Raw genomic sequence first — 22,181 nt, forward strand, 5'->3', positions numbered from 1 at the left:
TATGCGCCGGCGCTTTATAGTGGCCGACCTCCGTTTCATCAAGTAGCCGAGCCCCATGTCCGAGCCACGCAAGATCCTCGTCACCAGCGCCCTGCCCTATGCCAATGGTTCGATTCACCTCGGCCATATGCTGGAATACATCCAGACCGATATGTGGGTGCGTTTCCAGAAGCACCGCGGCAATCAATGCATCTATGTCTGCGCCGACGACGCCCACGGTTCGGCGATCATGCTGCGCGCGGAAAAGGAAGGCATCACCCCGGAACAACTGATCGCCAACGTCCAGGCTGAACACAGCGCCGACTTTGCCGACTTCCTGGTGGACTTCGACAATTTCCACTCCACTCACGCCGAAGAAAACCGTGAGCTGTCGAGCCAGATCTACCTGAAGCTGCGTGACGCCGGGCACATCGCCACGCGTTCGATCACCCAGTACTTCGACCCGGAAAAGAAAATGTTCCTGGCCGACCGCTTCATCAAGGGCACCTGCCCGAAATGCGGCACCGAAGACCAGTACGGCGACAACTGCGAAAAATGCGGTGCGACCTACGCACCGACCGACCTGAAGGATCCGAAGTCGGCGATCTCCGGCGCCACCCCGGTGCTCAAGGATTCCCAGCACTTCTTCTTCAAGCTGCCAGACTTCCAGCAAATGCTGCAAACCTGGACCCGCAGCGGCACCCTGCAGGATGCCGTCGCCAACAAGATCGCCGAATGGCTGGATGCCGGCCTGCAACAGTGGGACATCTCCCGCGATGCACCGTATTTCGGTTTTGAAATCCCCGACGAACCGGGCAAGTACTTCTACGTGTGGCTGGATGCGCCGATCGGTTACATGGCCAGCTTCAAGAACCTGTGCAACCGCACGCCGGAGCTGGACTTCGACGCGTTCTGGGGCAAGGACTCCACCGCCGAGCTGTACCACTTCATCGGCAAGGACATCGTCAACTTCCACGCCCTGTTCTGGCCAGCCATGCTCGAGGGCGCGGGCTACCGCAAGCCGACCGGCATCAACGTGCACGGCTACCTGACTGTCAACGGTCAGAAAATGTCCAAGTCCCGCGGCACCTTCATCAAGGCCCGGACCTACCTGGACCACCTGTCGCCGGAATACCTGCGCTATTACTACGCGGCCAAGCTGGGCCGTGGCGTTGATGACCTCGATCTGAACCTCGAAGACTTCGTGCAGAAGGTCAACTCCGACCTGGTGGGCAAGGTCGTCAACATCGCCAGCCGTTGTGCCGGTTTCATCAACAAGGGCAATGCCGGCGTAATGGTCGACACCAACGCCGCGCCTGAACTGACCGAAGCCTTCCTGGCCGCCGCGCCAGGTATCGCCGACGCCTATGAAGCCCGCGACTTTGCCCGTGCCATGCGCGAGATCATGGGCCTGGCCGACCGCGCCAACGCCTGGATCGCCGACAAGGCGCCGTGGTCGTTGAACAAACAGGAAGGCAAACAGGATGAAGTCCAGGCCATCTGCGCCACAGGCGTCAACCTGTTCCGCCAACTGGTGATCTTCCTCAAGCCGGTGCTGCCGCTGCTGGCCGCCGACGCCGAGGCGTTCCTCAACGTCGCGCCGCTGACCTGGAACGATCACGCGACCTTGCTCGGCAATCACCAGCTGAACGAGTTCAAGCCGCTGATGACCCGCATCGACCCGGTAAAAGTGCAAGCCATGACCGACGCCTCGAAAGAAGACCTGACCGCCAGCCAGACCGACACTGGCGAAGCCGCACCTGCCGGCAATGGCGAACTGGCCAAGGATCCGCTGTCGCCGGAAATCGAGTTCGACACCTTTGCCGCTGTCGACCTGCGTGTCGCGCTGATCGTCAAGGCTGAACACGTGGAAGGTGCCGACAAGCTGTTGCGCCTGACCCTGGATATCGGTGACGAGCAACGCAACGTATTCTCCGGGATCAAGAGCGCTTACCCGGACCCGTCCAAGCTCGATGGGCGCCTGACCATGATGATCGCCAACCTCAAGCCACGGAAAATGAAGTTCGGTATCTCCGAAGGCATGGTGATGGCGGCAGGCCCTGGCGGAGAAGAAATCTACCTGCTCAGCCCTGACAGCGGCGCCAAGCCTGGCCAGCGCATCAAGTAAGGTCTGCGGCAAATCGATCCCACAGTCGTGCCTGGCGCGGCTGTGGGATTTTCATGTCTGGCCCACCCTCCCGCCTTGCCGGATAATGCCTAAGCTTTTTAGACCATCTCCTGTAGGAGCGAGCTCGCTCGCGATGGTCGTTAACGATTATGCGTGTCCACAGGTTGAACGCAGCGCCCTTGAGTCCATCGTCGGAACGCCGCCCGGACCAAGCTCGCTCCTACAAAAACTACCGTTCTTGTCGGCACGAACAATGACCGAAATCCTGCTTACGCTTATCAGTGCTGCCCTGATCAACAACCTCGTGTTGCAATGGCCATTGGCCGTCGATCCACTGTTGGCCGGTCAGCGTCGTCAGGTACATGCCCTGGGCATTGCGACGACATGCCTGATGCTGGTCGTGGGCATGCTCGGCTACGCGCTCTATCAATGGATGCTGGTGCCACTACAATTGACGCCGCTGCGTCTGTTTGTGTTTCTGCCATTGAGCGTGCTGCTGATCAGCCCGTTGCTGAAGTTGCTGGCGCGGTTGTTTTCGACACTACCATTCGAAGGCCTCTGGCCGTTGCTGCTAGGCAATGCTGGCGTACTCGGCGTGGCCCTGCTCAATGCTCAGGAAGACAAGGGTTTTTTTCACGCCACTGCCTTGAGCCTCGGTGCAGGGTTGGGCTTCTGGCTGGTGTTGAGCCTGTTCACTGATTTGCGTGAACGCACGGCCGACAACGATGTTCCCCTGCCCTTTCGCGGCTTGCCGATCGACCTGATTGGTGCCGGCCTGATCGCAGTGGCTTTTCTCGGATTCAGCGGACTGATCAAAACATGAGTCTGATTCAATGCATCGACGCACTCTTGCCGCAAACCCAATGCGGCAAGTGCGGGCACCCCGGGTGCAAGCCGTATGCCGAAGGCATCGCCAGCGGTGAGCCGATCAACAAGTGCCCGCCCGGAGGCAACGAAACCATCGCGGCCCTGGCTGAATTGCTGAAGGTGCCGGTGCTGGAGTTGGACATCACTCGCGGCTCGGCACCTGCGCAGATCGCCTATATCCGCGAGGCCGAGTGCATTGGTTGCACCAAGTGCATTCAGGCCTGCCCGATCGATGCCATCGTCGGCGCGGCCAAGCTGATGCACACGGTGATCATTGATGAGTGCACCGGTTGCGACCTCTGCGTGGCACCGTGCCCGGTGGACTGCATCGAAATGCGCCCATTGCAGCCGAACACTGTACTGCCTGTTGTCGGGGGCCTGGCCCTCACACCGCAGGCGCGGCAGGCCCGCAACCTCAAGCGCGATCACGCACGGCGCCGCTTCGAACAACGCAATGCCCGCCTGCAGCGTGAGGAGCAACAGAAAATCGCCGAGCGCCAGGCAAGGCAGCGAGCCGCACAACCTGCCGAGACGACAGCCGACCCGGTGCAGGCGGCCCTCGAGCGCGTCCGCGCACAGAAAACCGCCAATGCCGATGCCGCGCTGAAAAAGGCCAAGATCGAGGTGGCGATGAGTCGGGCGCAGTTGCACAAATCGCTGAAGGCCTTCGGGCATCCGCCGACCTTCGAACAACAATCGCAGTTGATCGCACTGCAACAACAGTTCGAAGCCGCCGAACAAAACCTGGCGCAACTGGAAAGCGCCGCTCCACCTTCCCCTGCACCGACGGTCGCGGCTGCGTCGTCAAATGATGCCGATCTGAAACGGGCGAAAATCCAGTTGGCCATGCGCCGCGCCGAACTCAAGAAGGCTCAGGCCAACGAAGCACCAGCGGAACAAATCGAAGCCCTGGAACGCGCACTCGGTGAAGCCGAACGCCTGGTGGACGCCCATGCCAGCCCTTGACGTGGTGGATGATCGCCTGCAACAGGCGATGAAACTGGTGCTGTTGGCCACGCTGCCGGGAATCCTGGCGGCGTTCTGGCTGTACGGCTGGGGTGTGTTGATCAATCTAGTTCTGGCGGCCACTACCGCGTTGGCCGTCGAGGCCGCCATCGTGCAATGGCGCAAGCAGCCGCCGTGGCCAACTTTGAGTGACGGAAGCGCGCTGGTCAGTGCCACATTGCTGGCTCTGGCGCTGCCGCCTTACTGCCCATGGTGGCTGACCCTCAGTGCTGCCGCTTCTGCGATGGTGTTCGGCAAGCACTTGTATGGTGGCGTCGGTTCGAATCCCTTCAACCCGGCGATGCTTGGCTTGGCTCTGGTACTGGTGACCTTTCCCCAACCAATGACCCATTGGCCATTGCCCCATGGCATGGATCTGCTGAGCGGCCTGCAGCACGTGTTTGGCATCGGCCATGTGCCGGATGCGTGGGTGCAGGCCACGGCACTGGACAGTCTGCGGATCAACAAAAGCCTGACCATGGATGAACTGTTTGCCGGCAACCCGGCATTCGGCCACTTTGGCGGCCGGGGGGTGGAATGGGTGAACCTGGCCTTTGTGGCGGGTGGAGCGTTTCTCCTGCAACGAAGGGTGATCAGCTGGCATGCACCGGTCGGCATGCTGGCCAGCCTGTTCATCATCAGCCTGTTGTGCTGGAACGGCTCGGGCTCCGACTCCCATGGCTCGCCGTTGTTTCATCTGCTGACCGGCGCGACCATGCTGGGTGCGTTCTTCATCATCACCGAACCGGTGTCCGGCGCCAGAAGCCCTGGCGCGAAACTGTTGTTCGGCGCTGGTGTTGGGCTTCTGACTTATCTGATTCGTACCTGGGGTGGCTACCCGGACGGCATCGCCTTCGCTGTGCTGTTGATGAACCTGTGCGTGCCGGCGCTGGAGCGGTTCGTGGCGGCCAGGCAACAGCCGGAGGTGCCATGAACCGGACATCAAGCATCGCGCTTGTGGTGCTTTTGGCCGCACTGGGCCTTGGCGTGACGTACTTCGTACAACTCGGCAGCGCGCCACGCATTGCAGCCGAACAGCGCCTGATCGACAGCCGTAACCTGCTGGACCTGATCGCGCCGGACAGCTACGACAATCAACCACTCGAACACCCCATAACGATAGAAGCGACCGCACTGACCAACAGCACCTTGCTGGGTGGTTATCTGGCGACCCGGGCCGATCAACCCGTCGCGGTCTTGCTGCGCAGTCAAACCCTTGGCTACGCCGGTGCCATCGACCTGTTGATCGCAGTCGACGCCAGTGGCAGGTTGCTGGGCGTCAAAACCCTCAAACAGTCGGAAACACCTGGACTGGGGGCTCGGATCGCCGACTGGCCCAATGCCTGGCTCCAGGTTTTTTCCGGCAAGTCTCGAACAGAACCCGGTGACAGCGGCTGGGCGCTGAAAAAGGATCAGGGACAGTTCGATCAGATCGCAGGCGCAACCATCACCTCAAGAGCGGTGATCAATGCCGTCCACGATGCCTTGCGCTACTTCGATGAACACCGGCAACAACTGCTCGGAATCCCTGCCCATGGATAACTCATCGACTCTGCGCAACGCCTTGATGCTGACGCCACTGATCGGCGTCACCCACTCGCTGATGGCTGCAGTTGGCCTGTGCCTGATGTTCTTGGTGGTGACTCAGTTGTTCGGTCTGGCCATGGGTGCCCTGCGATCTCGACTGGTCCCGGCGACCCGTATGCTGGCCAGCATCCTGTTGGCAGCCACCCTCACCAGTTGCGCGGAACTCATGGCACAAGCCTGGTCGCTGCAATGGCAGCAGCATCTGGGGATTTATGGAGCCTTGATCGCCTTGCAATGCGTTGTACTGGAACACACCGGGGTCTTTCAGAGCGATTGGCGTCAACGCCTGCGACTCAATAGCCTGTTTGCCACGCTGATGATCACGCTGGGCCTGCTGCGCGAACTCATCGGCAACGGAACACTTGGAAACCATCTATCGTGGCTGTTCGGTGCAACGCAAACTGACTGGCATGGCTGGGTGATGGTGGCTGACGGCGGGCTGCGCCTGACCACACTGGTCCCTGGCGGGTTCATCCTGCTCGGACTCATGATCGCCGCCTGGCAGGCCTGGCGCCCGACGCCCACACATTGATTGCCTTCGAGGAAACGCACTGCCCATGAATGCCGCAAAACGTCTGGAAATTTTCCGCCGACTGCACGAGGACAACCCGGAACCAAAGACCGAACTGGCCTATTCCTCCCCCTTCGAATTACTGATTGCCGTGATTCTCTCGGCGCAGTCCACCGATGTCGGCGTCAACAAGGCCACAGCCAGGCTTTTCCCGGTCGCCAATACCCCGGCAGCGATGCATGCCCTGGGTGTCGAAGGGCTGTCGGAGTACATCAAGACCATCGGGCTGTACAACAGCAAAGCGAAAAACGTGATCGAAACCTGCCGTTTGCTGGTCGAGCGTCACGCCGGCGAGGTCCCACAAACCCGCGAAGAGCTGGAAGCACTGCCCGGCGTCGGCCGCAAGACCGCCAACGTGGTACTCAATACGGCATTCCGTCAGCTGACCATGGCCGTCGACACGCATATTTTCAGGGTCAGCAACCGGACTGGCATTGCTCCCGGCAAGAATGTGGTGGAAGTCGAGAAAAAACTGATGAAGTTCGTGCCCAAGGAGTACCTGCTCGACTCCCATCACTGGCTGATCCTTCATGGTCGCTATGTTTGCCTGGCCCGCAAGCCCCGATGCGGAAGCTGCCGGATCGAGGATTTGTGCGAATACAAGCACAAAACCTCCGACGATTGAGGCGCTATTGGGTTTATTGATTTGTCGATTGAAAAAATCTTTTTTACCCGCCGGGAGAATGTCGATATAAGGGGCGCCAAAGGCCTTCTTAGCCTGGAGCAACTAAATGAGTACTGGCAAAGAGCAATTAGACGTAGAAGACGATTTCACCACCGCCGAAACCGATGATGCTGAACCGGTGGTTGAAGTAGCGAAAACTAATCTGAGCAAACGCCGCACCATCGACAACCTGCTGGAGGAGCGCCGACTGCAAAAGCAATTGGCCGATTACGATTTTGATTTATGACACCTGAAAGCCTCCCGAAACGGAGGCTTTTTTTTGCTAAGTGCCGTACCCCGATAGGCGCCCCTTGTCGCGCAGTTATGCCATCACACCAGACCATTGCGTTGTGCCAGTTCGATCAGATCGACCAGAGACCGCGCATTCAGCTTGAGCAACAGGCGGGTCTTGTAAGTACTGACTGTTTTATTGCTGAGAAACATCCCATCGGCAATCTCTTTATTGGTCTTTCCTCGGGCCAACTGCTGCAGGACCATCATTTCCCGCCCCGACAATCGATCGACCATATCGGCCTCACTGGCATTCCCCAAACTGCATCGTACGGTATGCAAGGCTTGATTAGGAAAGTAACTGTAGCCTGACAAAACGGCCTTTATTGCACTGAGCAACTCCGTGAGATCTTGTTGTTTGCAGACATAACCGGCTGCACCGGATTGCATGCAACGCATCGAAAAATGTCCCGGCGCCTGGGATGTCAAAATCAGCACTTTCATCGGCATTGAAGTCGAAGACAAACGCGCGATGACTTCCAGCCCGTCCAGCTTCGGAATCCCGATATCCAGAATGACAATGTCCGGCATAAGTTCTCGGGCTAGTTGCAGTGCGTCCACACCATTATCGGTTTCTGCAATAACTTCGTAGCCATGACGCTCCATTAGCATACGTACCGCAAGACGAATGACGGGGTGATCATCCACGATCAGCACTTTATTCATGGGCAAGTCCAATTTTCGCTGTTCGAATTTTTAGAGCCCGCACAATAGCCTAGTCGTTTCACCCATGGCATGTCGCCCCTCCCGGCCACCCACACCAAGAGACATCCCCTACAAACAACACGGATTCCTCCTACAAAAATCCCTCGAACAGAATGAATTTAAAACTGTACCAGCGTCAGTGTGTCGCACTTTCCAGCAGCCACCTGTGTCGATTTACGACCAGATTTTTTCGAGAGCCAGCTTGATCCGGTCCCGCCCTGACAAACACTAGCCTCTACCTTTCCGCTAAAACGTAACTGATATTTTCGCACTCAACACTCACACCAGAAATATCACACACTTCGCATCCAATTACTCTTACAGCAAATAATATTTTTTGAGCAATCATTAAAACACGCCAAAAATTCAAGAAACCGAAGAGCAATACAACAAACAAATAAAAACCTGTCAAAAACCAGCAGACAATCAAAATCACTACAATAGGCACCACATCGAACCAACTTCATAAACCACTCGAGAACAGACAACCCGGCATGAGTACAGAATATGATAAAAAAACGAATCACCAACCCAATGACAATTATCGCGATATTCGCAGCGCTCTCTGAAACGTCGGCAGCCGTCTCTCTACCCTTCCTTGATCAGGAGGAAAGAGAACTCTACGTCTGGTTCCTGATCAGCTTTCCGTTTTATTTACTTTTGCTTTTTTTCGCGACACTCAACTTCAACTATAAATCACTTTATGCACCCTCCGATTTTGAAAAGGGAAAGCACTTCATGAAGGTCATGGATGATGTTGGGCGCTCGGAAAAAAAAGCGTCCGCAAAACCGCCTGAAAACCCCACACTGGAAACGTCAGCGAATGACTGGCGGTCAGCCCGAACGCCCTGTGGCGCACAGGACCCGCCAACCGGGATTGGTCTGCAAACCACTGTCTCTGTTCAGCATCACCTTCAGTTACCGGAACCGGTAAAAGACCTGTACATCGTTGATGTGCGCTGGATGAGCGAAGAGGTCGAGTTTGGAGCGCTGCTGGAAAAAATCCAGAGGCCACGGGAAAAGACGGCGTACGTGATTCTGTTTGTCACTTGTGCCGTTTCGGAGAAATTACTGAAAGCCAGTGCGCTTGGACATACAAAGCAGGCCAGCAAACGCGGTGCCGCCTTTTATGTGGCCTACAATCTGGACTCGCACAGATTGTCGGTCATTGATCACGCCGGGCAACCGGCGAACAGCAACCTGTAGTACAGGTCAGGCCATCGAGAAGGAGAAAAACAGTAAATCATCAGCGGAAACGAAAACACCCGACAACACAGTAACTGGTATCACACCCCGTTTTCAGGTACCTGACCTCGTCGAGGACGAGGTCAGGTATCCATCACGATGTCAAAGGTCTCAGAACAGCTTCCGGCCTTTGTTCGCCGCAATGCGCATGCGCAAGGCGTTGAGCTTGATGAAGCCCGCGGCATCCGCCTGGTTGTACGCGCCGCCATCTTCTTCGAAGGTAGCGATGTTGGCGTCGAACAGCGAGTCGTCGGACTTGCGGCCAGTGACGATCACATTGCCCTTGTACAGTTTCAGGCGCACAACGCCGTTCACGTTGACCTGGGACGCATCGATCATCTGTTGCAGCATCAGACGCTCAGGGCTCCACCAGTAGCCGGTATAGATCAGGCTGGCGTACTTGGGCATCAGCTCGTCCTTGAGGTGAGCCACTTCGCGGTCCAGGGTGATCGATTCGATCGCACGGTGGGCACGCAGCATGATGGTGCCGCCAGGGGTTTCGTAGCAGCCACGGGACTTCATGCCCACGTAGCGGTTCTCGACGATGTCGAGACGGCCGATACCGTGCTCACCACCGATACGGTTCAGGGTCGCCAGCACGGTGGCAGGAGTCATTTCGACGCCGTCCAGCGCGACGATGTCGCCGTTGCGGTAGGTCAGCTCCAGGTACTGCGGCTTGTCTGGCGCGTTTTCCGGGGAAACGGTCCAGCGCCACATGTCTTCTTCGTGCTCGGTCCAGGTGTCTTCCAGCACGCCGCCTTCATAGGAGATGTGCAGCAGGTTGGCATCCATGGAGTACGGGGACTTCTTCTTGCCGTGGCGCTCGATCGGAATCGCGTGCTTCGCGGCGTAATCCATCAGCTTTTCACGGGACAGCAGGTCCCACTCGCGCCAAGGAGCGATCACTTTCACACCTGGCTTCAAGGCGTACGCACCGAGTTCGAAACGAACCTGGTCGTTACCCTTGCCGGTGGCGCCATGGGAAATGGCGTCTGCACCGGTTTCGTTGGCAATTTCGATCAGGCGCTTGGCGATCAGCGGACGAGCGATGGAAGTACCCAGCAGGTACTCGCCTTCGTAAACGGTGTTGGCGCGGAACATCGGGAAAACGAAATCGCGCACGAACTCTTCGCGCAAGTCGTCGATGTAGATCTCTTTGACGCCCATGGCCTGAGCCTTGGCGCGTGCAGGTTCGACCTCTTCGCCCTGACCCAGGTCAGCGGTGAAGGTCACTACTTCACAGTTATAAGTATCCTGCAGCCACTTGAGGATCACCGAAGTGTCCAGGCCGCCGGAATACGCCAGAACGACCTTGTTTACGTCCGCCATGCCATCACTCCACGGGGTTCTACGGAAAGCCGGGAAGTCTACCGCTCATGCAGAATAATTTACAGTGGCGCGACAGCTTATGACGACGAAGCGACAGATTATGTCGAGAGCGCGACGATTACAGCCGGGTCAGGAAGTGGCCGAAGTGGCCGCTTTCGTCGCCTGCGGGGCGACTTGTTCCGCGGGTGCTCCGCGCTCCAGGCGCACCGCTACTCGACGGTTCTTCGCGCGGTTGGTGTTGTTGGTGTTCGGCGCCACCGGATAACGCTCGCCATGGAAACGCAGAGTGATTTGCGATTCCTGGATGCCGTTGGCCTTGAAGAACTCCATCACTGCCAGGGCTCGGCGCCGCGACAGGTCGCGGTTGGTCAGGCGATTGCCGCTGTTGTCGGAGTGACCGTCGAGCTCGATGTGATTGACCGTCGGATCGGCCTTCATGTACTCCAGCATTACCTGCAGTTTGGCTTTTGCGGCGCTGTCGAGTTCGATTCCGCCGCCGGGGAAGCCGATTTCCGATTGCTTCACCTGTTCGAAATTCTGTGGCAACAGTTTCGCCACGCACCCCTGGTAGTCGGCAAACGCCTTGGTGAACCTGACCGGCAACAAGCGTACTTCCGACACCCGCCCATCCCCCGAGGAATGTCGAACGACCGGGCTGCGACCGTCCATCAGGCCACTGATCAAACGCCCGGCCTGAACCTGTGAGCTGTTGAACAATACGTTGCCACTGCCGATTCTCACCGTGCCCAGGTTGATATCGTCACGGCCCGGTTGCCACGGCGCGGCAGCGGCCAGCAAGGTGGCCGAACCACCGCCGATCATCGGGTTGTAGGCTTTCAGGCGGAAAGTCGCCTGCTCACCGGCACGACGCACGAACTCGCCCGAGCCGAAGTCGGTAACCGGCTGAGTCAGGCGGCATTCGAACTTGTCGCCTTCGACCGTCCACTCAATGTTCTCCAGACGTGTCTGGAAAGTGAGCGCCATCGCCGGAAGGCTGGCAAACACACTGAGCAAGGCTAAATAACGCTGGCGCACGGGAGGCTCCACTGGCTTCTACAACAAAAAGACCGACACACACATGTTTACGGCATACCTGTTGGATATCGGAAGCTTCCTGCAAAACTTGATAGCGAGTGCCTGCAAGAGTCTTTTCCGGTAGCATTCCCTTGAGTTTGACCCGCCTGGAATCCCCTCATGTCCGACCGCCTGACCCTGCTGCGTCCCGACGACTGGCATATTCATCTTCGCGATGGTGCCGTGCTGACCAATACCGTCGCGGATGTCGCGCGCACCTTTGGCCGCGCCATCATCATGCCCAACCTGGTTCCACCGGTACGCAATGCGGCCGAAGCCGACGGCTATCGGCAGCGGATTCTCGCTGCCCGCCCGGCCGGCAGCCTGTTCGAGCCACTGATGGTCCTGTACCTGACCGACCGCACCCAGCCTGAAGAAATTCGCGAGGCCAAGGCCAGCGGATTCATTCACGCCGCCAAGCTGTACCCGGCCGGCGCGACCACCAACTCGGATTCTGGCGTCACCAGCATCGACAAGATCTTCCCTGCACTCGAGGCCATGGCCGAAGTCGGGATGCCGTTGTTGGTCCACGGTGAAGTCACCCGGGGCGATGTCGACGTGTTCGACCGGGAAAAAATCTTCATCGACGAGCACTTGCGTCGTGTGGTCGAGCGTTTCCCGGCCCTCAAAGTGGTCTTCGAACACATCACCACCGCGGACGCCGTGCAGTTCGTCAACTCGGCTTCGGCCAACGTGGGCGCGACCATCACCGCGCATCACCTGCTGTACAACCGCAACCACATGCTGGTGGGCGGGATTCGGCCGCACTTCTATTGCCTGCCGATCCTCAAGCGCAATACCCACCAGGAAGCCCTGCTCGACGCGGCCACCAGCGGCAGCGACAAGTTCTTCCTCGGCACCGACTCGGCCCCCCACGCCCAGCATGCCAAGGAAGCGGCCTGCGGCTGCGCCGGTTGCTACACCGCCTATGCGGCAATCGAGATGTACGCCGAAGCCTTCGAACAGCGCAATGCGCTGGACAAGCTCGAGGCCTTCGCCAGCCTCAACGGCCCTCGGTTCTATGGTCTGCCGGCCAACACCGATCGCATCACCCTGGTCCGCGAAGAGTGGACCGCCCCGACCAGCCTGCCATTTGGCGAGCTGACCGTTATCCCGCTGCGCGCCGGTGAAAAACTGCGCTGGCGCCTGCTGGAGGAACACGCGTGAGTGAAGACCATTTCGACGACGAACTGGAAGGCAATGGCGGCGGAGGCGGCCCTCGTCATCCAATGGCGGCAAGGTTTCGTGGTTACCTGCCGGTTGTCGTCGACGTAGAGACCGGTGGCTTCAACTCGGCCACCGACGCCCTGCTGGAGATCGCCGCGACCACCATCGCCATGGATGAAAAGGGTTTTGTTTACCCGGATCACACCTACTTTTTCCGTGTCGAGCCGTTCGAGGGTGCGAACATCGAAGCGGCAGCCCTGGAATTCACCGGGATCAAGCTCGATCACCCGCTGCGCATGGCGGTGAGTGAAGAGTCTGCCCTGAACGATATCTTCCGCGGCGTGCGCAAGGCCCTCAAGGCCAACGGTTGCAAACGGGCGATCCTGGTCGGGCATAACAGCAGTTTCGACCTGGGCTTCCTGAATGCGGCGGTTGCACGGTTGGACATGAAGCGCAATCCGTTCCATCCGTTCTCCAGCTTCGATACCGCAACGCTGGCCGGTCTCGCTTACGGCCAAACCGTGTTGGCCAAGGCGTGCCAGGCAGCGGACATCGACTTCGACGGTCGCGAGGCTCACTCGGCTCGCTACGACACCGAGAAGACGGCAGAGCTGTTCTGCGGCATCGTCAATCGCTGGAAACAGATGGGTGGTTGGGAAGACTTCGGCGACTGAGTGCACTCACGAATCAATGTGGGAGCGAGCTTGCTCGCGATGGTCGTGAACGATAACGCGGGGAGCCTGACACCCAGCGGCGCTCTCAAGTCCATCGCGAGCAGGCTCGCTCCTACAGACGACTGAGTGAATTCCGTCCATAAAAAAACCGGCCTCGAAGGCCGGTTTTTTTATACCTGGAACGCCTTACAGAGCGGCAGCGTGCTCGGTCAGGTAAGCAGCAACGCCTTCTGGCGAAGCGTTCATGCCTTTGTCGCCTTTTTTCCAGTTGGCAGGGCAGACTTCGCCGTGCTCTTCGTGGAATTGCAGAGCGTCGACCAGACGGATCAACTCTTCCATGTTACGGCCCAGCGGCAGGTCGTTGACGATCTGCGAGCGGACAACGCCTTTGTCGTCGATCAGGAACGCGCCACGGAAAGCCACGCCATCAGCGGACTGAACGTCGTAGGCCTTCATGATGTCCTGCTTGATGTCGGCAGCCATGGTGTAGCGAACCTGGCCAATACCGCCATTGTTCACTGGAGTGTTGCGCCATGCGTTGTGGGTGAAGTGCGAGTCGATCGAAACAGCGATCACTTCAACGTTGCGTGCCTTGAAGTCAGACATGCGGTTGTCCAGAGCGATCAGCTCGGACGGGCAAACGAAGGTGAAGTCCAGTGGATAGAAGAACACCAGGCCGTATTTGCCTTTGATCGCCGAGGACAGGGTGAAGCTGTCAACGATCTCGCCATTGCCGAGTACGGCCGGTACGGTGAAGTCAGGGGCTTGTTTGCCTACGAGTACGCTCATTGGATATCTCCTGGTGTAATAGCGTGAGAAACAGGGCTCGCATCAGCCTGCCACCCTGAGGCGACAGCCCTGTGACACGATCCCCGGTCGCAAAAGACCGGCCATCATACACCGCGTGTTTGAGCTGGCTTAGCTGTTTTTTCCCCGTACGATGAAATCCCCGCCGGTTTTGGATCACCGATTTGCCAGGTAGACCGTTCGTCAGCCATACCCGTTTATGACGAAAAGTGCTCTGAAACCACTTTGACAATCATTCTCGTTAACATTAAGATCCATCGCAATTGAGTCACAATCAGCGACGGTCCTTCCCTATGTATGTTTGCCTCTGCACTGGCGTCACCGACGGTCAAATCCGCGATGCGATCTATGAAGGATGCTGCAGCTACAAGGAAGTCCGTGTAGCCACCGGCGTTGCGAGCCAGTGCGGCAAATGTGCCTGCCTCGCCAAGGAAGTGGTCCGCGAGACCCTGACCAAACTGCAAACGGCCCAGGCTGCAATTCCTTATCCAGCAGAATTTACCGCGGCTTAAACATCGAATTTCAAAGAACCGGACATATGTCCGGTTTTTTTATGCCTCAAAATCAACTAGTTATGCTCTAGACGCGGAACACAAACATTCTTATTCCGATTAATTTTCATTTAAGTTTCAATAACTTAGGTTTGACACTATTAAATACGAGGCTCAAACTCTGCTCTATTGACAGCTAATACAGGGCAGGACCCCATCATGAAAGGCGACGTTACAGTCATCCAGCATCTCAACAAGATCCTCGCCAATGAGCTGGTCGCGATCAATCAATACTTCCTGCATGCGCGCATGTATGAAGATTGGGGCCTGAACAAGCTCGGCAAGCACGAGTACCACGAATCCATCGACGAGATGAAGCACGCGGACAAGCTGATCAAGCGCATCCTGTTCCTTGAAGGCCTGCCGAATGTCCAGGACCTGGGCAAGCTGCACATCGGCGAGCACACCAAGGAAATGCTTGAGTGTGACCTGCGTATCGAGAAAACCGGCCATGCCGATCTCAAAGTGGCTATCGCGCATTGCGAAAAAGTTGGCGACTTCGGTAGCCGTGAACTGCTTGAAGATATCCTCGAGTCCGAAGAAGAACATATCGACTGGCTGGAAACCCAACTGGGCCTGATCGATAAAGTGGGCCTTGAGAACTATCTGCAATCGCAGATGGGCGAAGACGAGTAAGTTCTACGCCATTAATCTCGATGCAATAAAAAGCCCCGCCCTCTTTCGAGTGGCGGGGCTTTTTATTGCCTGCTCTTGTAGGAGCGAGCTTGCTCGCGATGGACGTTAACGATAACGCTGGGAGCCTGACACCCAGCGGCGTTCTTTAGTCCATCGCGAGCGAGCTCGCTCCTACAGGAAGCGAATCAGGCTTCGGTCTTTGGAGCAGCAGCCTTGGCGGCGGCGTCCTTGATCAGGCTCTGCAGCGAACCGTCAGCAGCCATTTCAGTCATGATGTCGCTACCGCCGACCAGCTCACCAGCAACCCACAGCTGTGGGAAGGTTGGCCAGTTGGCGTATTTTGGCAGGTTGGCGCGGATTTCCGGGTTCTGCAGGATGTCCACGTACGCAAACTTTTCGCCACACGCCATCACGGCCTGCGCGGCTTTCGCGGAGAAGCCGCACTGCGGGGCATTCGGCGAGCCTTTCATGTAAAGCAGAATGGTGTTGTTGGCAATCTGCTCTTTAATCGTTTCGATGATATCCATGGAGCACCTCGGCTGAACTTTCCGACTCATGGGTCGGCACGGTGGCGCATTGTAACGGAAAGCCGAGCGCCCTGCTCGGTCTCTCCGTCTGACTGATTCACGCCGCCACCACGATCACCGGCACACCATTGAGCGCGGCATTTCCCGACAGCTCGTCAATCTGGCGTTCGTCGGTCAGGTCGTTGGCGCTGGAGCCCGGTTGACTGCTGGCAATCGACATTTGCACGCCCGGCCGCGCGTGCCCCCAGCCGTGAGGCAGGCTGACCACGCCTTTCATCATGTCCAGACTGCCAAGCACTTCGACTTCGATCACACCCACCCGCGAACTGACCCGAACACGCTGTCCGTCGCTGAGCCCGCGACTGGCCAGATCGTCCGGATGCATCAGCAACTGGTGACGTGGCTTGCCCTTTACCAACCGATGATAGTTATGCATCCATGAATTGTTGCTGCGTACATGCCGGCGGCCAATCATCAACAACTCGTCGGTGGCTGGCGCCTTCAAGGCTGCAAAGCGCGCCAGGTCAGCGAGAATCGCCGCAGGCGCGGCCTGGATGCGTTGATTGGCAGTCTTCAGGCGTGGCGTCAGGTTAGGCTTGAGCGCGCCCAGATCGACGCCATGGGGATGATCGAACAAAGTCGCCAGCGACAGCTTGTGCTCTGAATTGTCGCCGTACATTCCCATGCGCAAGCCGCGATCGATCATTTGCGCAGGGGCGATGGTGGGCTTCAGTTCTTTGCCGGTCCTGACGGCAAATGCCTTGGCCAGGCCGACGAAAATCTCCCAGTCGTGCAATGCACCTTGGGGTTTGGCGAGGATGGCGCGGTTGAAACGGCTGACGTTGCGCACCGCGAACAGGTTGAACGTGGTGTCGTAATGGTCGTTTTCCAGCGCCGATGTGGACGGCAGGATCAGGTCGGCGTAACGCGTGGTTTCATTGATGTACAGGTCGATACTGACCATGAACTCCAGCCCGTCCAGCGCCTGTTCGAGTTGTCGGCCATTGGGTGTGGACAACACCGGATTGCCCGCCACGGTGATCAGCGCGCGGACTTGCCCTTCCCCTTCAGTGAGCATCTCTTCGGCCAGCGCCGAGACAGGTAGTTCTCCGGCGTACTCCGGGCGCCCGGAAACCCGGCTCTGCCACAGATTGAAATGCCCGCCCGAGGTCGACGCCACCAGATCCACTGCTGGCTCGGTGCACAAGGCACCACCCACGCGATCGAGATTGCCGGTGACCAGGTTGATCAACTGCACCACCCAATGGCACAGAGTACCGAAGGCCTGGGTCGAGACGCCCATGCGGCCATAGCAGACTGCACTCGGTGCCGCGGCGAAGTCCCGCGCCAACTGGCGGATCTGTTCGGCCGGTACGGCGCACAACGGACTCATGGCCTCGGCAGTGAACGGTGCGACAGCCTCCCGTACGTCCTCCAGGCCGTCCACCGGCAGATGGCTGTCGCGGGTCAGACCTTCAGCGAACAAGGTATTGAGCAGGCCGAACAACAGCGCTGCATCACCGCCCGGGCGTACGAACAGATGCTGGTCGGCAATCGCCGCCGTTTCACTACGGCGCGGATCGACCACCACCACCTTGCCACCCCGGGCCTGTATCGCCTTCAAGCGTTTCTCCACATCCGGCACGGTCATGATGCTGCCGTTCGAAGCCAGTGGATTGCCGCCCAGGATCAGCATGAAATCGGTGTGGTCGATATCCGGGATCGGCAGCAGCAGACCGTGGCCGTACATCAAATGACTGGTCAGGTGATGGGGCAATTGATCGACCGACGTCGCGGAAAACCGGTTGCGGGTTTTCAACAGGCCGAGGAAGTAATTGCTGTGGGTCATCAACCCGTAATTGTGCACGCTCGGGTTGCCCTGATAGACCGCCACGGCGTTTTGCCCGTGATGCGCCTGAATGGCGGCGAGGCGTTCGGCGACCAGATTGAATGCCGCTTCCCACTCGATGGGCTGCCATTCATTGCCCACCCGCTGCATCGGCTGATGCAGGCGATCCGGATCGTTCTGAATGTCTTGCAACGCCACGGCCTTGGGGCAGATGTGCCCACGACTGAACGTATCCTGGGGGTCGCCCTTGATCGAAGTGATCTGGACGTTACCGCCTTCGCCCCTGGTGGTTTCGATAGTCAGGCCACAGATGGCTTCGCACAAATGGCAAGCACGGTGATGGAGAGTCTTGGTCATGGCCAGTCTCTGTCTTGTTATGGGCGGGCAACGTAGGCCGCGGAAACAAAACTATGGCGCCAGAGCCGCCGACACGCCAGCGACGTTCGTCTTGTGAATCGAGGGTTATCAGGCCAGCCGATGGCCGTCCGAGTTCAGTTCGAAGGCAGCCTGGGCGGCGCCTGCAACTGAAATTCCTGAAGGGTTTCAATCGGTCCGTGGGGTCCATGCGCGCCGGTCTGCTCGCCGATCGGGCGCCAGTGCTCATCAAGCCCGGCGCTGATGAATGACAAGTCAAAAACCGACTGTCAGCGCACCATTGCCGCCTCGCCTGATTGCCAAGCCCCGAGGGGCCGGTGTACAAATGAACCGCTGCTATCAGGAAACAGGCTTCAAAAGCGCTACCTCGGTAAACCCGTAGCACCTCTGAAACTCCCTAAAAACTGTAGCCCTATTGGTAAGACGCGACATTTAATTATAAGATCGCGCCTTCCCCTATTTCGTCGCCCCGTGCGGCTTACGCCGCAGGTCTCGCCCGTTGTTCCGTTAAACAAGGCTTTGAGCATCTGCGGTTTGTAGCAAAAGGTAGTCAATGATGAGCGCAAGGCACTTTCTCTCCCTGATGGATTGCACGCCCGAAGAGCTGGTCAGCGTGATCCGTCGAGGCGTTGAGCTCAAGGACCTGCGTAACCGCGGCGTACTGTTCGAGCCTCTGAAAAACCGCGTCCTGGGAATGATTTTCGAGAAATCCTCGACCCGTACCCGGATCTCCTTCGAGGCAGGCATGATCCAGCTCGGCGGGCAGGCGATCTTCCTGTCGCCACGTGACACCCAACTGGGTCGTGGCGAGCCGATCGGCGACTGCGCCATCGTCATGTCGAGCATGCTCGATGCAGTGATGATCCGTACCTTTGCCCACAGCAACCTGACCGAATTCGCCGCCAACTCCCGCGTACCGGTGATCAACGGCCTGTCCGATGACCTGCACCCGTGCCAGTTGCTGGCCGACATGCAGACCTTCCTCGAACACCGCGGCTCCATCCAGGGCAAGACCGTGGCCTGGATTGGCGACGGCAACAACATGTGCAACAGCTATATAGAAGCGGCGATCCAGTTCGACTTCCAGTTGCGCGTTGCCTGCCCGGAAGGCTATGAACCCAACCCGGTGTTCCTGGCCAAGGCCGGTGATCGGGTCACCATCGTTCGCGATCCGAAGGAAGCCGTGCGTGGCGCACACCTGGTGAGCACCGACGTCTGGACCTCCATGGGCCAGGAAGAGGAAACCGCCAAGCGTCTGCAACTGTTCGCGCCGTATCAGGTCAACCGCGCTCTGCTCGACCTGGCCGCTGAAGACGTGCTGTTCATGCACTGCTTGCCAGCGCACCGTGGCGAGGAAATCAGCATCGACCTGCTCGATGACAAGCGCTCGGTGGCCTGGGATCAAGCCGAAAACCGTCTGCACGCGCAAAAAGCCCTGCTCGAGTTCCTCGTCGAACCGGCGTATCACCACGCATGAGCCAGCCATTACTGCTTAACCTGCGCAACCTCGCCTGCGGCTATCAAGACCAGCGCGTGGTGCAGAACCTCAACCTGCACCTGAACGCAGGCGACATCGGTTGCCTGCTGGGCTCGTCGGGCTGCGGCAAGACCACCACCCTGCGGGCGATTGCCGGTTTCGAACCGGTGCACGAAGGCGAAATCCAGCTGGCTGGCGAGACCATCTCCAGCGCCGGCTTCACCCTTGCGCCGGAGAAACGTCGCATCGGCATGGTGTTCCAGGACTACGCGCTGTTTCCGCATTTGAGCGTGGCAGACAACATCGCCTTCGGCATTCGCAAGCATCCGCAAAAGGATCGCGTGACCGAAGAGCTGCTGGAACTGGTCAACCTGAAGAATCTCGGCAAGCGTTTCCCCCACGAGCTTTCAGGAGGTCAGCAGCAACGTGTTGCACTGGCCCGTGCCCTGGCGCCGGAACCGCAACTGCTGTTGCTCGACGAACCCTTCTCCAACCTTGATGGCGAATTGCGCCGCAAGCTCAGCCATGAAGTACGCGACATCCTCAAGGCCCGTGGCACCAGCGCGATTCTGGTGACTCACGACCAGGAAGAAGCCTTCGCGGTCAGCGACCACGTTGGTGTGTTCAAGGAAGGTCGCCTGGAACAGTGGGATACGCCCTACAACCTGTATCACGAACCCCTGACACCTTTTGTCGCGAGTTTCATCGGCCAGGGCTATTTCATTCGCGGTCAGTTGAGCAGCCCAGAATCGGTGCAAACCGAACTGGGTGAGCTGCGCGGCAATCGGGCCTACACCTGGCCGGTAGGCGGCGCCGTGGACGTGTTGCTGCGCCCGGACGATATCGTCTATGCGCCGGACAGCGCACTGAAGGCGCGAATTGCCGGCAAGACGTTCCTGGGTGCATCGACCCTGTATCGCTTGCAACTGCCGACAGGCGCACAGCTGGAGGCGATCTTCCCGAGCCATGTCGATCGTCAGATTGGGGCGGAGGTGGGTATTCGTGTCGCGGCTGAACACCTGGTGCTGTTCCAGGCGTCCGGCAGCACGGCGGCGCAGATTCCAGCTGTTGAATCAGGTGTCCGGCGCTACAGCACGGCCAACTAAACAACACAATCCCCGTGGGAGCGAGCTTGCTCGCGATGGCGGCTTCAAACTCAACAGAGATGTTGACTGATCCACCGCTATCGCGAGCAAGCTCGCTCCCACATTGGATTTTCGCTAGCTCAACATCAGCGTCCCGCTCGCTACGAGCGTCGCATTCCCGCCGATCTTCACCCGGTCACCTTCCAGCCGGCAGAACAACTCCCCTCCTCGCGTCGAACGCTGACAGGCCGTCAGGCTCGACTTGCCCAAGCGCTCCGACCAGTACGGAATCAGAAGGCAATGGGTCGATCCGGTCACCGGGTCTTCATTGATGCCGATTGCCGGGGCGAAGTAGCGGGAAACGAAATCGTGCTGCTCGCCCCGCGCCGTCACGATGGCGCCCAGCCATGGCAGTTTCGCCAGGGCCACCATGTCCGGCTTGCAGTCGAGCACGGCTTGCTCCGACTCCAGCACCACGAACAGCTCATTTGAAGCCAGTACCTCAACAGCCTTCACGCCCAGTGCACGCTCGATGTCCGAGATCACGTTCACCGGCGATGCAGTGATCGCCGGGAAATCCAGCCACAGCCGCCCACCTTCACGGGTCACGCCCAACGGGCCGGATTTGCAGGTGAAGTCCAGTCGCTCGACGGGCTCCTTATAAATCTCGAACAGCACATGAGCGCTAGCCAGCGTCGCGTGACCGCACAATGGCACCTCGGTGGTCGGCGTAAACCAACGGATGTGCCAGCCCTGCCCTTCACGCACGACAAACGCCGTTTCGGCGAGGTTGTGTTCGGCGGCAATCTTTTGCATCAACTCATCGGCGAGCCAGGTGTCGAGCCGATAGACCATCGCCGGATTGCCGCTAAATGGCTGATTGCTGAACGCGTCGACCTGATGAAACTCCAGTTGCATAACCTTCTCCCTTTGTCAGACCACAAAGCATGCCGCGCTGGCTCAGCCGGCACCAGTGACAGAGCAGGCTGATTTTCACCATACAGCGCTGCGCGGACTCCGATGATGTTCACGCACGGCCGATATCGGCAAATCTGGCCTGGGTGTGCTCGGCCAGCACCGCCGGTGCCAGTTCGACTTCCAGTCCTCGCCGCCCCGCACTGACAAAAATGCTGGCGAAGGGCTGGGCCGAATTATCAATGAAGGTACGCAAGCGCTTTTTCTGCCCCAGCGGACTGATCCCGCCCAACAGATAGCCGGTAGAGCGCTGCGCTGCCGCCGGGTCGGCCATTTCGACCTTCTTCACGCCAGCGGCGTGGGCCAGCCCTTTCAAGTCCAGGCTGCCGACAACCGGCACCACGGCCACCAGCAACTCGCCCTTTTCGCTGGCCGCCAGCAAGGTCTTGAACACCTGCGCCGGATCGAGCCCGAGTTTTTCCGCCGCTTCCAACCCGTAGGAGGCGGCCTTGGGGTCATGTTCGTAACTGTGTACGCGATGTTCGGCCCGAACCTTTTTCAACAAATCCAATGCGGGGGTCATGGCAGCTCCAGACTGGGCGGCAGAAGAAAAATACTGCGCCCGATTCTAGGACATTGATCATTAAAAGGCTCTACAGCGGCGCATTCATGA

At 58.6% G+C, this 22,181-nt stretch carries 23 protein-coding genes; 15 read left to right on the forward strand and 8 right to left on the reverse strand.

Translation table 11 applies throughout. The features are described from left to right. Window positions 1-55: 55 nt before the first annotated feature. The 8 genes from metG (at window position 56) to AC1RS8_RS17895 (ending at window position 7,048) form a co-directional block, all read left to right on the forward strand. Window positions 56-2,107: a methionine--tRNA ligase gene (gene metG, locus AC1RS8_RS17860; RefSeq protein ID WP_056726133.1), complete on the forward strand. Its 2,052-nt coding sequence runs from the start codon at window positions 56-58 to the stop codon at window positions 2,105-2,107. A gap of 253 nt (window positions 2,108-2,360) precedes the next feature. After that, window positions 2,361-2,930 carry an electron transport complex protein RnfA gene (locus AC1RS8_RS17865; protein ID WP_154860461.1) on the forward strand — a complete coding sequence of 190 codons (570 nt, stop codon included), beginning with the start codon at window positions 2,361-2,363 and terminating at the stop codon, window positions 2,928-2,930. Further along, a complete protein-coding gene (gene rsxB / locus AC1RS8_RS17870) occupies window positions 2,927-3,940 on the forward strand; it encodes an electron transport complex subunit RsxB (protein ID WP_407514598.1) in 1,014 nt (337 codons plus the stop codon). Before AC1RS8_RS17865 ends, rsxB begins: the two co-directional genes overlap by 4 nt. After that, a complete protein-coding gene (locus AC1RS8_RS17875; RefSeq protein ID WP_489339167.1) occupies window positions 3,927-4,913 on the forward strand; it encodes an RnfABCDGE type electron transport complex subunit D in 987 nt (328 codons plus the stop codon). The genes rsxB and AC1RS8_RS17875 overlap by 14 nt, the downstream gene beginning before the upstream one ends. After that, a complete protein-coding gene (locus AC1RS8_RS17880) occupies window positions 4,910-5,521 on the forward strand; it encodes an RnfABCDGE type electron transport complex subunit G (RefSeq protein ID WP_489339168.1) in 612 nt (203 codons plus the stop codon). The genes AC1RS8_RS17875 and AC1RS8_RS17880 overlap by 4 nt, the downstream gene beginning before the upstream one ends. Further along, entirely contained in the window at window positions 5,514-6,098 is a 585-nt protein-coding gene (locus AC1RS8_RS17885; protein WP_489339169.1) for an Rnf-Nqr domain containing protein, read from the forward strand. The genes AC1RS8_RS17880 and AC1RS8_RS17885 overlap by 8 nt, the downstream gene beginning before the upstream one ends. A 25-nt stretch (window positions 6,099-6,123) precedes the next feature. Next, complete coding sequence (gene nth / locus AC1RS8_RS17890) at window positions 6,124-6,762, forward strand: endonuclease III (protein WP_057713439.1); 639 nt, start codon at window positions 6,124-6,126, stop codon at window positions 6,760-6,762. Between the two features lie 106 nt (window positions 6,763-6,868). Next, window positions 6,869-7,048, forward strand: coding sequence for a PA3496 family putative envelope integrity protein (locus tag AC1RS8_RS17895; protein WP_007972325.1), 180 nt, complete (start codon window positions 6,869-6,871; stop codon window positions 7,046-7,048). Window positions 7,049-7,131: 83 nt separating this feature from the next. On the opposite strand, the gene AC1RS8_RS17900 is transcribed toward AC1RS8_RS17895, so the two are convergent. Beyond that, window positions 7,132-7,758: a response regulator transcription factor gene (locus tag AC1RS8_RS17900; protein ID WP_008053528.1), complete on the reverse strand. Its 627-nt coding sequence runs from the start codon at window positions 7,756-7,758 to the stop codon at window positions 7,132-7,134. A gap of 546 nt (window positions 7,759-8,304) precedes the next feature. On the opposite strand from AC1RS8_RS17900, the gene AC1RS8_RS17905 reads away from it, so the two are divergent. Next, window positions 8,305-9,003 carry a hypothetical protein gene (locus tag AC1RS8_RS17905; protein ID WP_218494252.1) on the forward strand — a complete coding sequence of 233 codons (699 nt, stop codon included), beginning with the start codon at window positions 8,305-8,307 and terminating at the stop codon, window positions 9,001-9,003. Window positions 9,004-9,153: 150 nt separating this feature from the next. Here the strand turns inward: AC1RS8_RS17905 and AC1RS8_RS17910 are convergent, their stop codons facing one another. Beyond that, complete coding sequence (locus AC1RS8_RS17910) at window positions 9,154-10,371, reverse strand: argininosuccinate synthase (protein WP_007972320.1); 1,218 nt, start codon at window positions 10,369-10,371, stop codon at window positions 9,154-9,156. A gap of 129 nt (window positions 10,372-10,500) precedes the next feature. Beyond that, complete coding sequence (locus AC1RS8_RS17915) at window positions 10,501-11,406, reverse strand: flagellar protein MotY (protein WP_057713436.1); 906 nt, start codon at window positions 11,404-11,406, stop codon at window positions 10,501-10,503. Window positions 11,407-11,565: 159 nt separating this feature from the next. Between AC1RS8_RS17915 and pyrC the strand changes: the two genes are divergently transcribed. After that, window positions 11,566-12,612 (forward strand): dihydroorotase, encoded by a 1,047-nt coding sequence (pyrC, locus tag AC1RS8_RS17920; protein ID WP_489339170.1) that lies wholly within the window; start codon window positions 11,566-11,568, stop codon window positions 12,610-12,612. Further along, window positions 12,609-13,286: a ribonuclease T gene (rnt, locus tag AC1RS8_RS17925; RefSeq protein ID WP_057713434.1), complete on the forward strand. Its 678-nt coding sequence runs from the start codon at window positions 12,609-12,611 to the stop codon at window positions 13,284-13,286. The genes pyrC and rnt overlap by 4 nt, the downstream gene beginning before the upstream one ends. 186 nt (window positions 13,287-13,472) lie before the next feature. Here rnt and AC1RS8_RS17930 read toward each other — a convergent pair whose 3' ends face one another. Next, a complete protein-coding gene (locus tag AC1RS8_RS17930) occupies window positions 13,473-14,075 on the reverse strand; it encodes a peroxiredoxin (RefSeq protein ID WP_057713433.1) in 603 nt (200 codons plus the stop codon). Window positions 14,076-14,386: 311 nt separating this feature from the next. Here AC1RS8_RS17930 and AC1RS8_RS17935 point away from each other — a divergent pair, with 311 nt between their 5' ends. Beyond that, window positions 14,387-14,605, forward strand: coding sequence for a bacterioferritin-associated ferredoxin (locus AC1RS8_RS17935; RefSeq protein ID WP_007985869.1), 219 nt, complete (start codon window positions 14,387-14,389; stop codon window positions 14,603-14,605). Window positions 14,606-14,803: 198 nt separating this feature from the next. After that, window positions 14,804-15,280, forward strand: coding sequence for a bacterioferritin (bfr, locus tag AC1RS8_RS17940; RefSeq protein ID WP_057713432.1), 477 nt, complete (start codon window positions 14,804-14,806; stop codon window positions 15,278-15,280). A gap of 185 nt (window positions 15,281-15,465) precedes the next feature. Here bfr and grxD read toward each other — a convergent pair whose 3' ends face one another. Both grxD and AC1RS8_RS17950 read right to left on the reverse strand, forming a co-directional pair. Then, the gene (gene grxD, locus AC1RS8_RS17945) at window positions 15,466-15,807 is read right to left on the reverse strand and encodes a Grx4 family monothiol glutaredoxin (RefSeq protein WP_007971318.1); all 342 of its coding nucleotides are present in this window, start codon (window positions 15,805-15,807) and stop codon (window positions 15,466-15,468) included. 97 nt (window positions 15,808-15,904) lie between these two features. Next, the gene (locus AC1RS8_RS17950) at window positions 15,905-18,013 is read right to left on the reverse strand and encodes a molybdopterin oxidoreductase family protein (protein ID WP_489339171.1); all 2,109 of its coding nucleotides are present in this window, start codon (window positions 18,011-18,013) and stop codon (window positions 15,905-15,907) included. Window positions 18,014-18,587: 574 nt separating this feature from the next. Between AC1RS8_RS17950 and argF the strand changes: the two genes are divergently transcribed. Further along, window positions 18,588-19,508, forward strand: coding sequence for an ornithine carbamoyltransferase (gene argF / locus AC1RS8_RS17955; protein ID WP_057713430.1), 921 nt, complete (start codon window positions 18,588-18,590; stop codon window positions 19,506-19,508). Beyond that, complete coding sequence (locus AC1RS8_RS17960) at window positions 19,505-20,614, forward strand: ABC transporter ATP-binding protein (protein WP_489339172.1); 1,110 nt, start codon at window positions 19,505-19,507, stop codon at window positions 20,612-20,614. The genes argF and AC1RS8_RS17960 overlap by 4 nt, the downstream gene beginning before the upstream one ends. 114 nt (window positions 20,615-20,728) lie before the next feature. Here the strand turns inward: AC1RS8_RS17960 and AC1RS8_RS17965 are convergent, their stop codons facing one another. Continuing rightward, on the reverse strand, window positions 20,729-21,511 hold the full coding sequence (locus AC1RS8_RS17965) for a PhzF family phenazine biosynthesis protein (protein ID WP_489339173.1): 783 nt from the start codon (window positions 21,509-21,511) through the stop codon (window positions 20,729-20,731). A 109-nt stretch (window positions 21,512-21,620) separates the two neighbouring features. Then, window positions 21,621-22,091: a Cys-tRNA(Pro) deacylase gene (gene ybaK, locus AC1RS8_RS17970; RefSeq protein WP_057713427.1), complete on the reverse strand. Its 471-nt coding sequence runs from the start codon at window positions 22,089-22,091 to the stop codon at window positions 21,621-21,623. Window positions 22,092-22,181 lie beyond the last annotated feature (90 nt).

The sequence above is a fragment of the Pseudomonas sp. GW821-FHT12A04 genome (assembly GCF_058807755.1).

Coding starts and splice junctions, on each gene's coding strand:
- metG (WP_056726133.1), top strand. CDS start 56: ATGTCCGAGCCACGCAAGATCCTCGTCACCAGCGCCCTGCCCTATGCC.
- AC1RS8_RS17865 (WP_154860461.1), top strand. CDS start 2,361: ATGACCGAAATCCTGCTTACGCTTATCAGTGCTGCCCTGATCAACAAC.
- rsxB (WP_407514598.1), top strand. CDS start 2,927: ATGAGTCTGATTCAATGCATCGACGCACTCTTGCCGCAAACCCAATGC.
- AC1RS8_RS17875 (WP_489339167.1), top strand. CDS start 3,927: ATGCCAGCCCTTGACGTGGTGGATGATCGCCTGCAACAGGCGATGAAA.
- AC1RS8_RS17880 (WP_489339168.1), top strand. CDS start 4,910: ATGAACCGGACATCAAGCATCGCGCTTGTGGTGCTTTTGGCCGCACTG.
- AC1RS8_RS17885 (WP_489339169.1), top strand. CDS start 5,514: ATGGATAACTCATCGACTCTGCGCAACGCCTTGATGCTGACGCCACTG.
- nth (WP_057713439.1), top strand. CDS start 6,124: ATGAATGCCGCAAAACGTCTGGAAATTTTCCGCCGACTGCACGAGGAC.
- AC1RS8_RS17895 (WP_007972325.1), top strand. CDS start 6,869: ATGAGTACTGGCAAAGAGCAATTAGACGTAGAAGACGATTTCACCACC.
- AC1RS8_RS17900 (WP_008053528.1), bottom strand. CDS start 7,758: ATGAATAAAGTGCTGATCGTGGATGATCACCCCGTCATTCGTCTTGCG.
- AC1RS8_RS17905 (WP_218494252.1), top strand. CDS start 8,305: ATGATAAAAAAACGAATCACCAACCCAATGACAATTATCGCGATATTC.
- AC1RS8_RS17910 (WP_007972320.1), bottom strand. CDS start 10,371: ATGGCGGACGTAAACAAGGTCGTTCTGGCGTATTCCGGCGGCCTGGAC.
- pyrC (WP_489339170.1), top strand. CDS start 11,566: ATGTCCGACCGCCTGACCCTGCTGCGTCCCGACGACTGGCATATTCAT.
- AC1RS8_RS17930 (WP_057713433.1), bottom strand. CDS start 14,075: ATGAGCGTACTCGTAGGCAAACAAGCCCCTGACTTCACCGTACCGGCC.
- AC1RS8_RS17935 (WP_007985869.1), top strand. CDS start 14,387: ATGTATGTTTGCCTCTGCACTGGCGTCACCGACGGTCAAATCCGCGAT.
- bfr (WP_057713432.1), top strand. CDS start 14,804: ATGAAAGGCGACGTTACAGTCATCCAGCATCTCAACAAGATCCTCGCC.
- grxD (WP_007971318.1), bottom strand. CDS start 15,807: ATGGATATCATCGAAACGATTAAAGAGCAGATTGCCAACAACACCATT.
- AC1RS8_RS17950 (WP_489339171.1), bottom strand. CDS start 18,013: ATGACCAAGACTCTCCATCACCGTGCTTGCCATTTGTGCGAAGCCATC.
- argF (WP_057713430.1), top strand. CDS start 18,588: ATGAGCGCAAGGCACTTTCTCTCCCTGATGGATTGCACGCCCGAAGAG.
- AC1RS8_RS17960 (WP_489339172.1), top strand. CDS start 19,505: ATGAGCCAGCCATTACTGCTTAACCTGCGCAACCTCGCCTGCGGCTAT.
- AC1RS8_RS17965 (WP_489339173.1), bottom strand. CDS start 21,511: ATGCAACTGGAGTTTCATCAGGTCGACGCGTTCAGCAATCAGCCATTT.
- ybaK (WP_057713427.1), bottom strand. CDS start 22,091: ATGACCCCCGCATTGGATTTGTTGAAAAAGGTTCGGGCCGAACATCGC.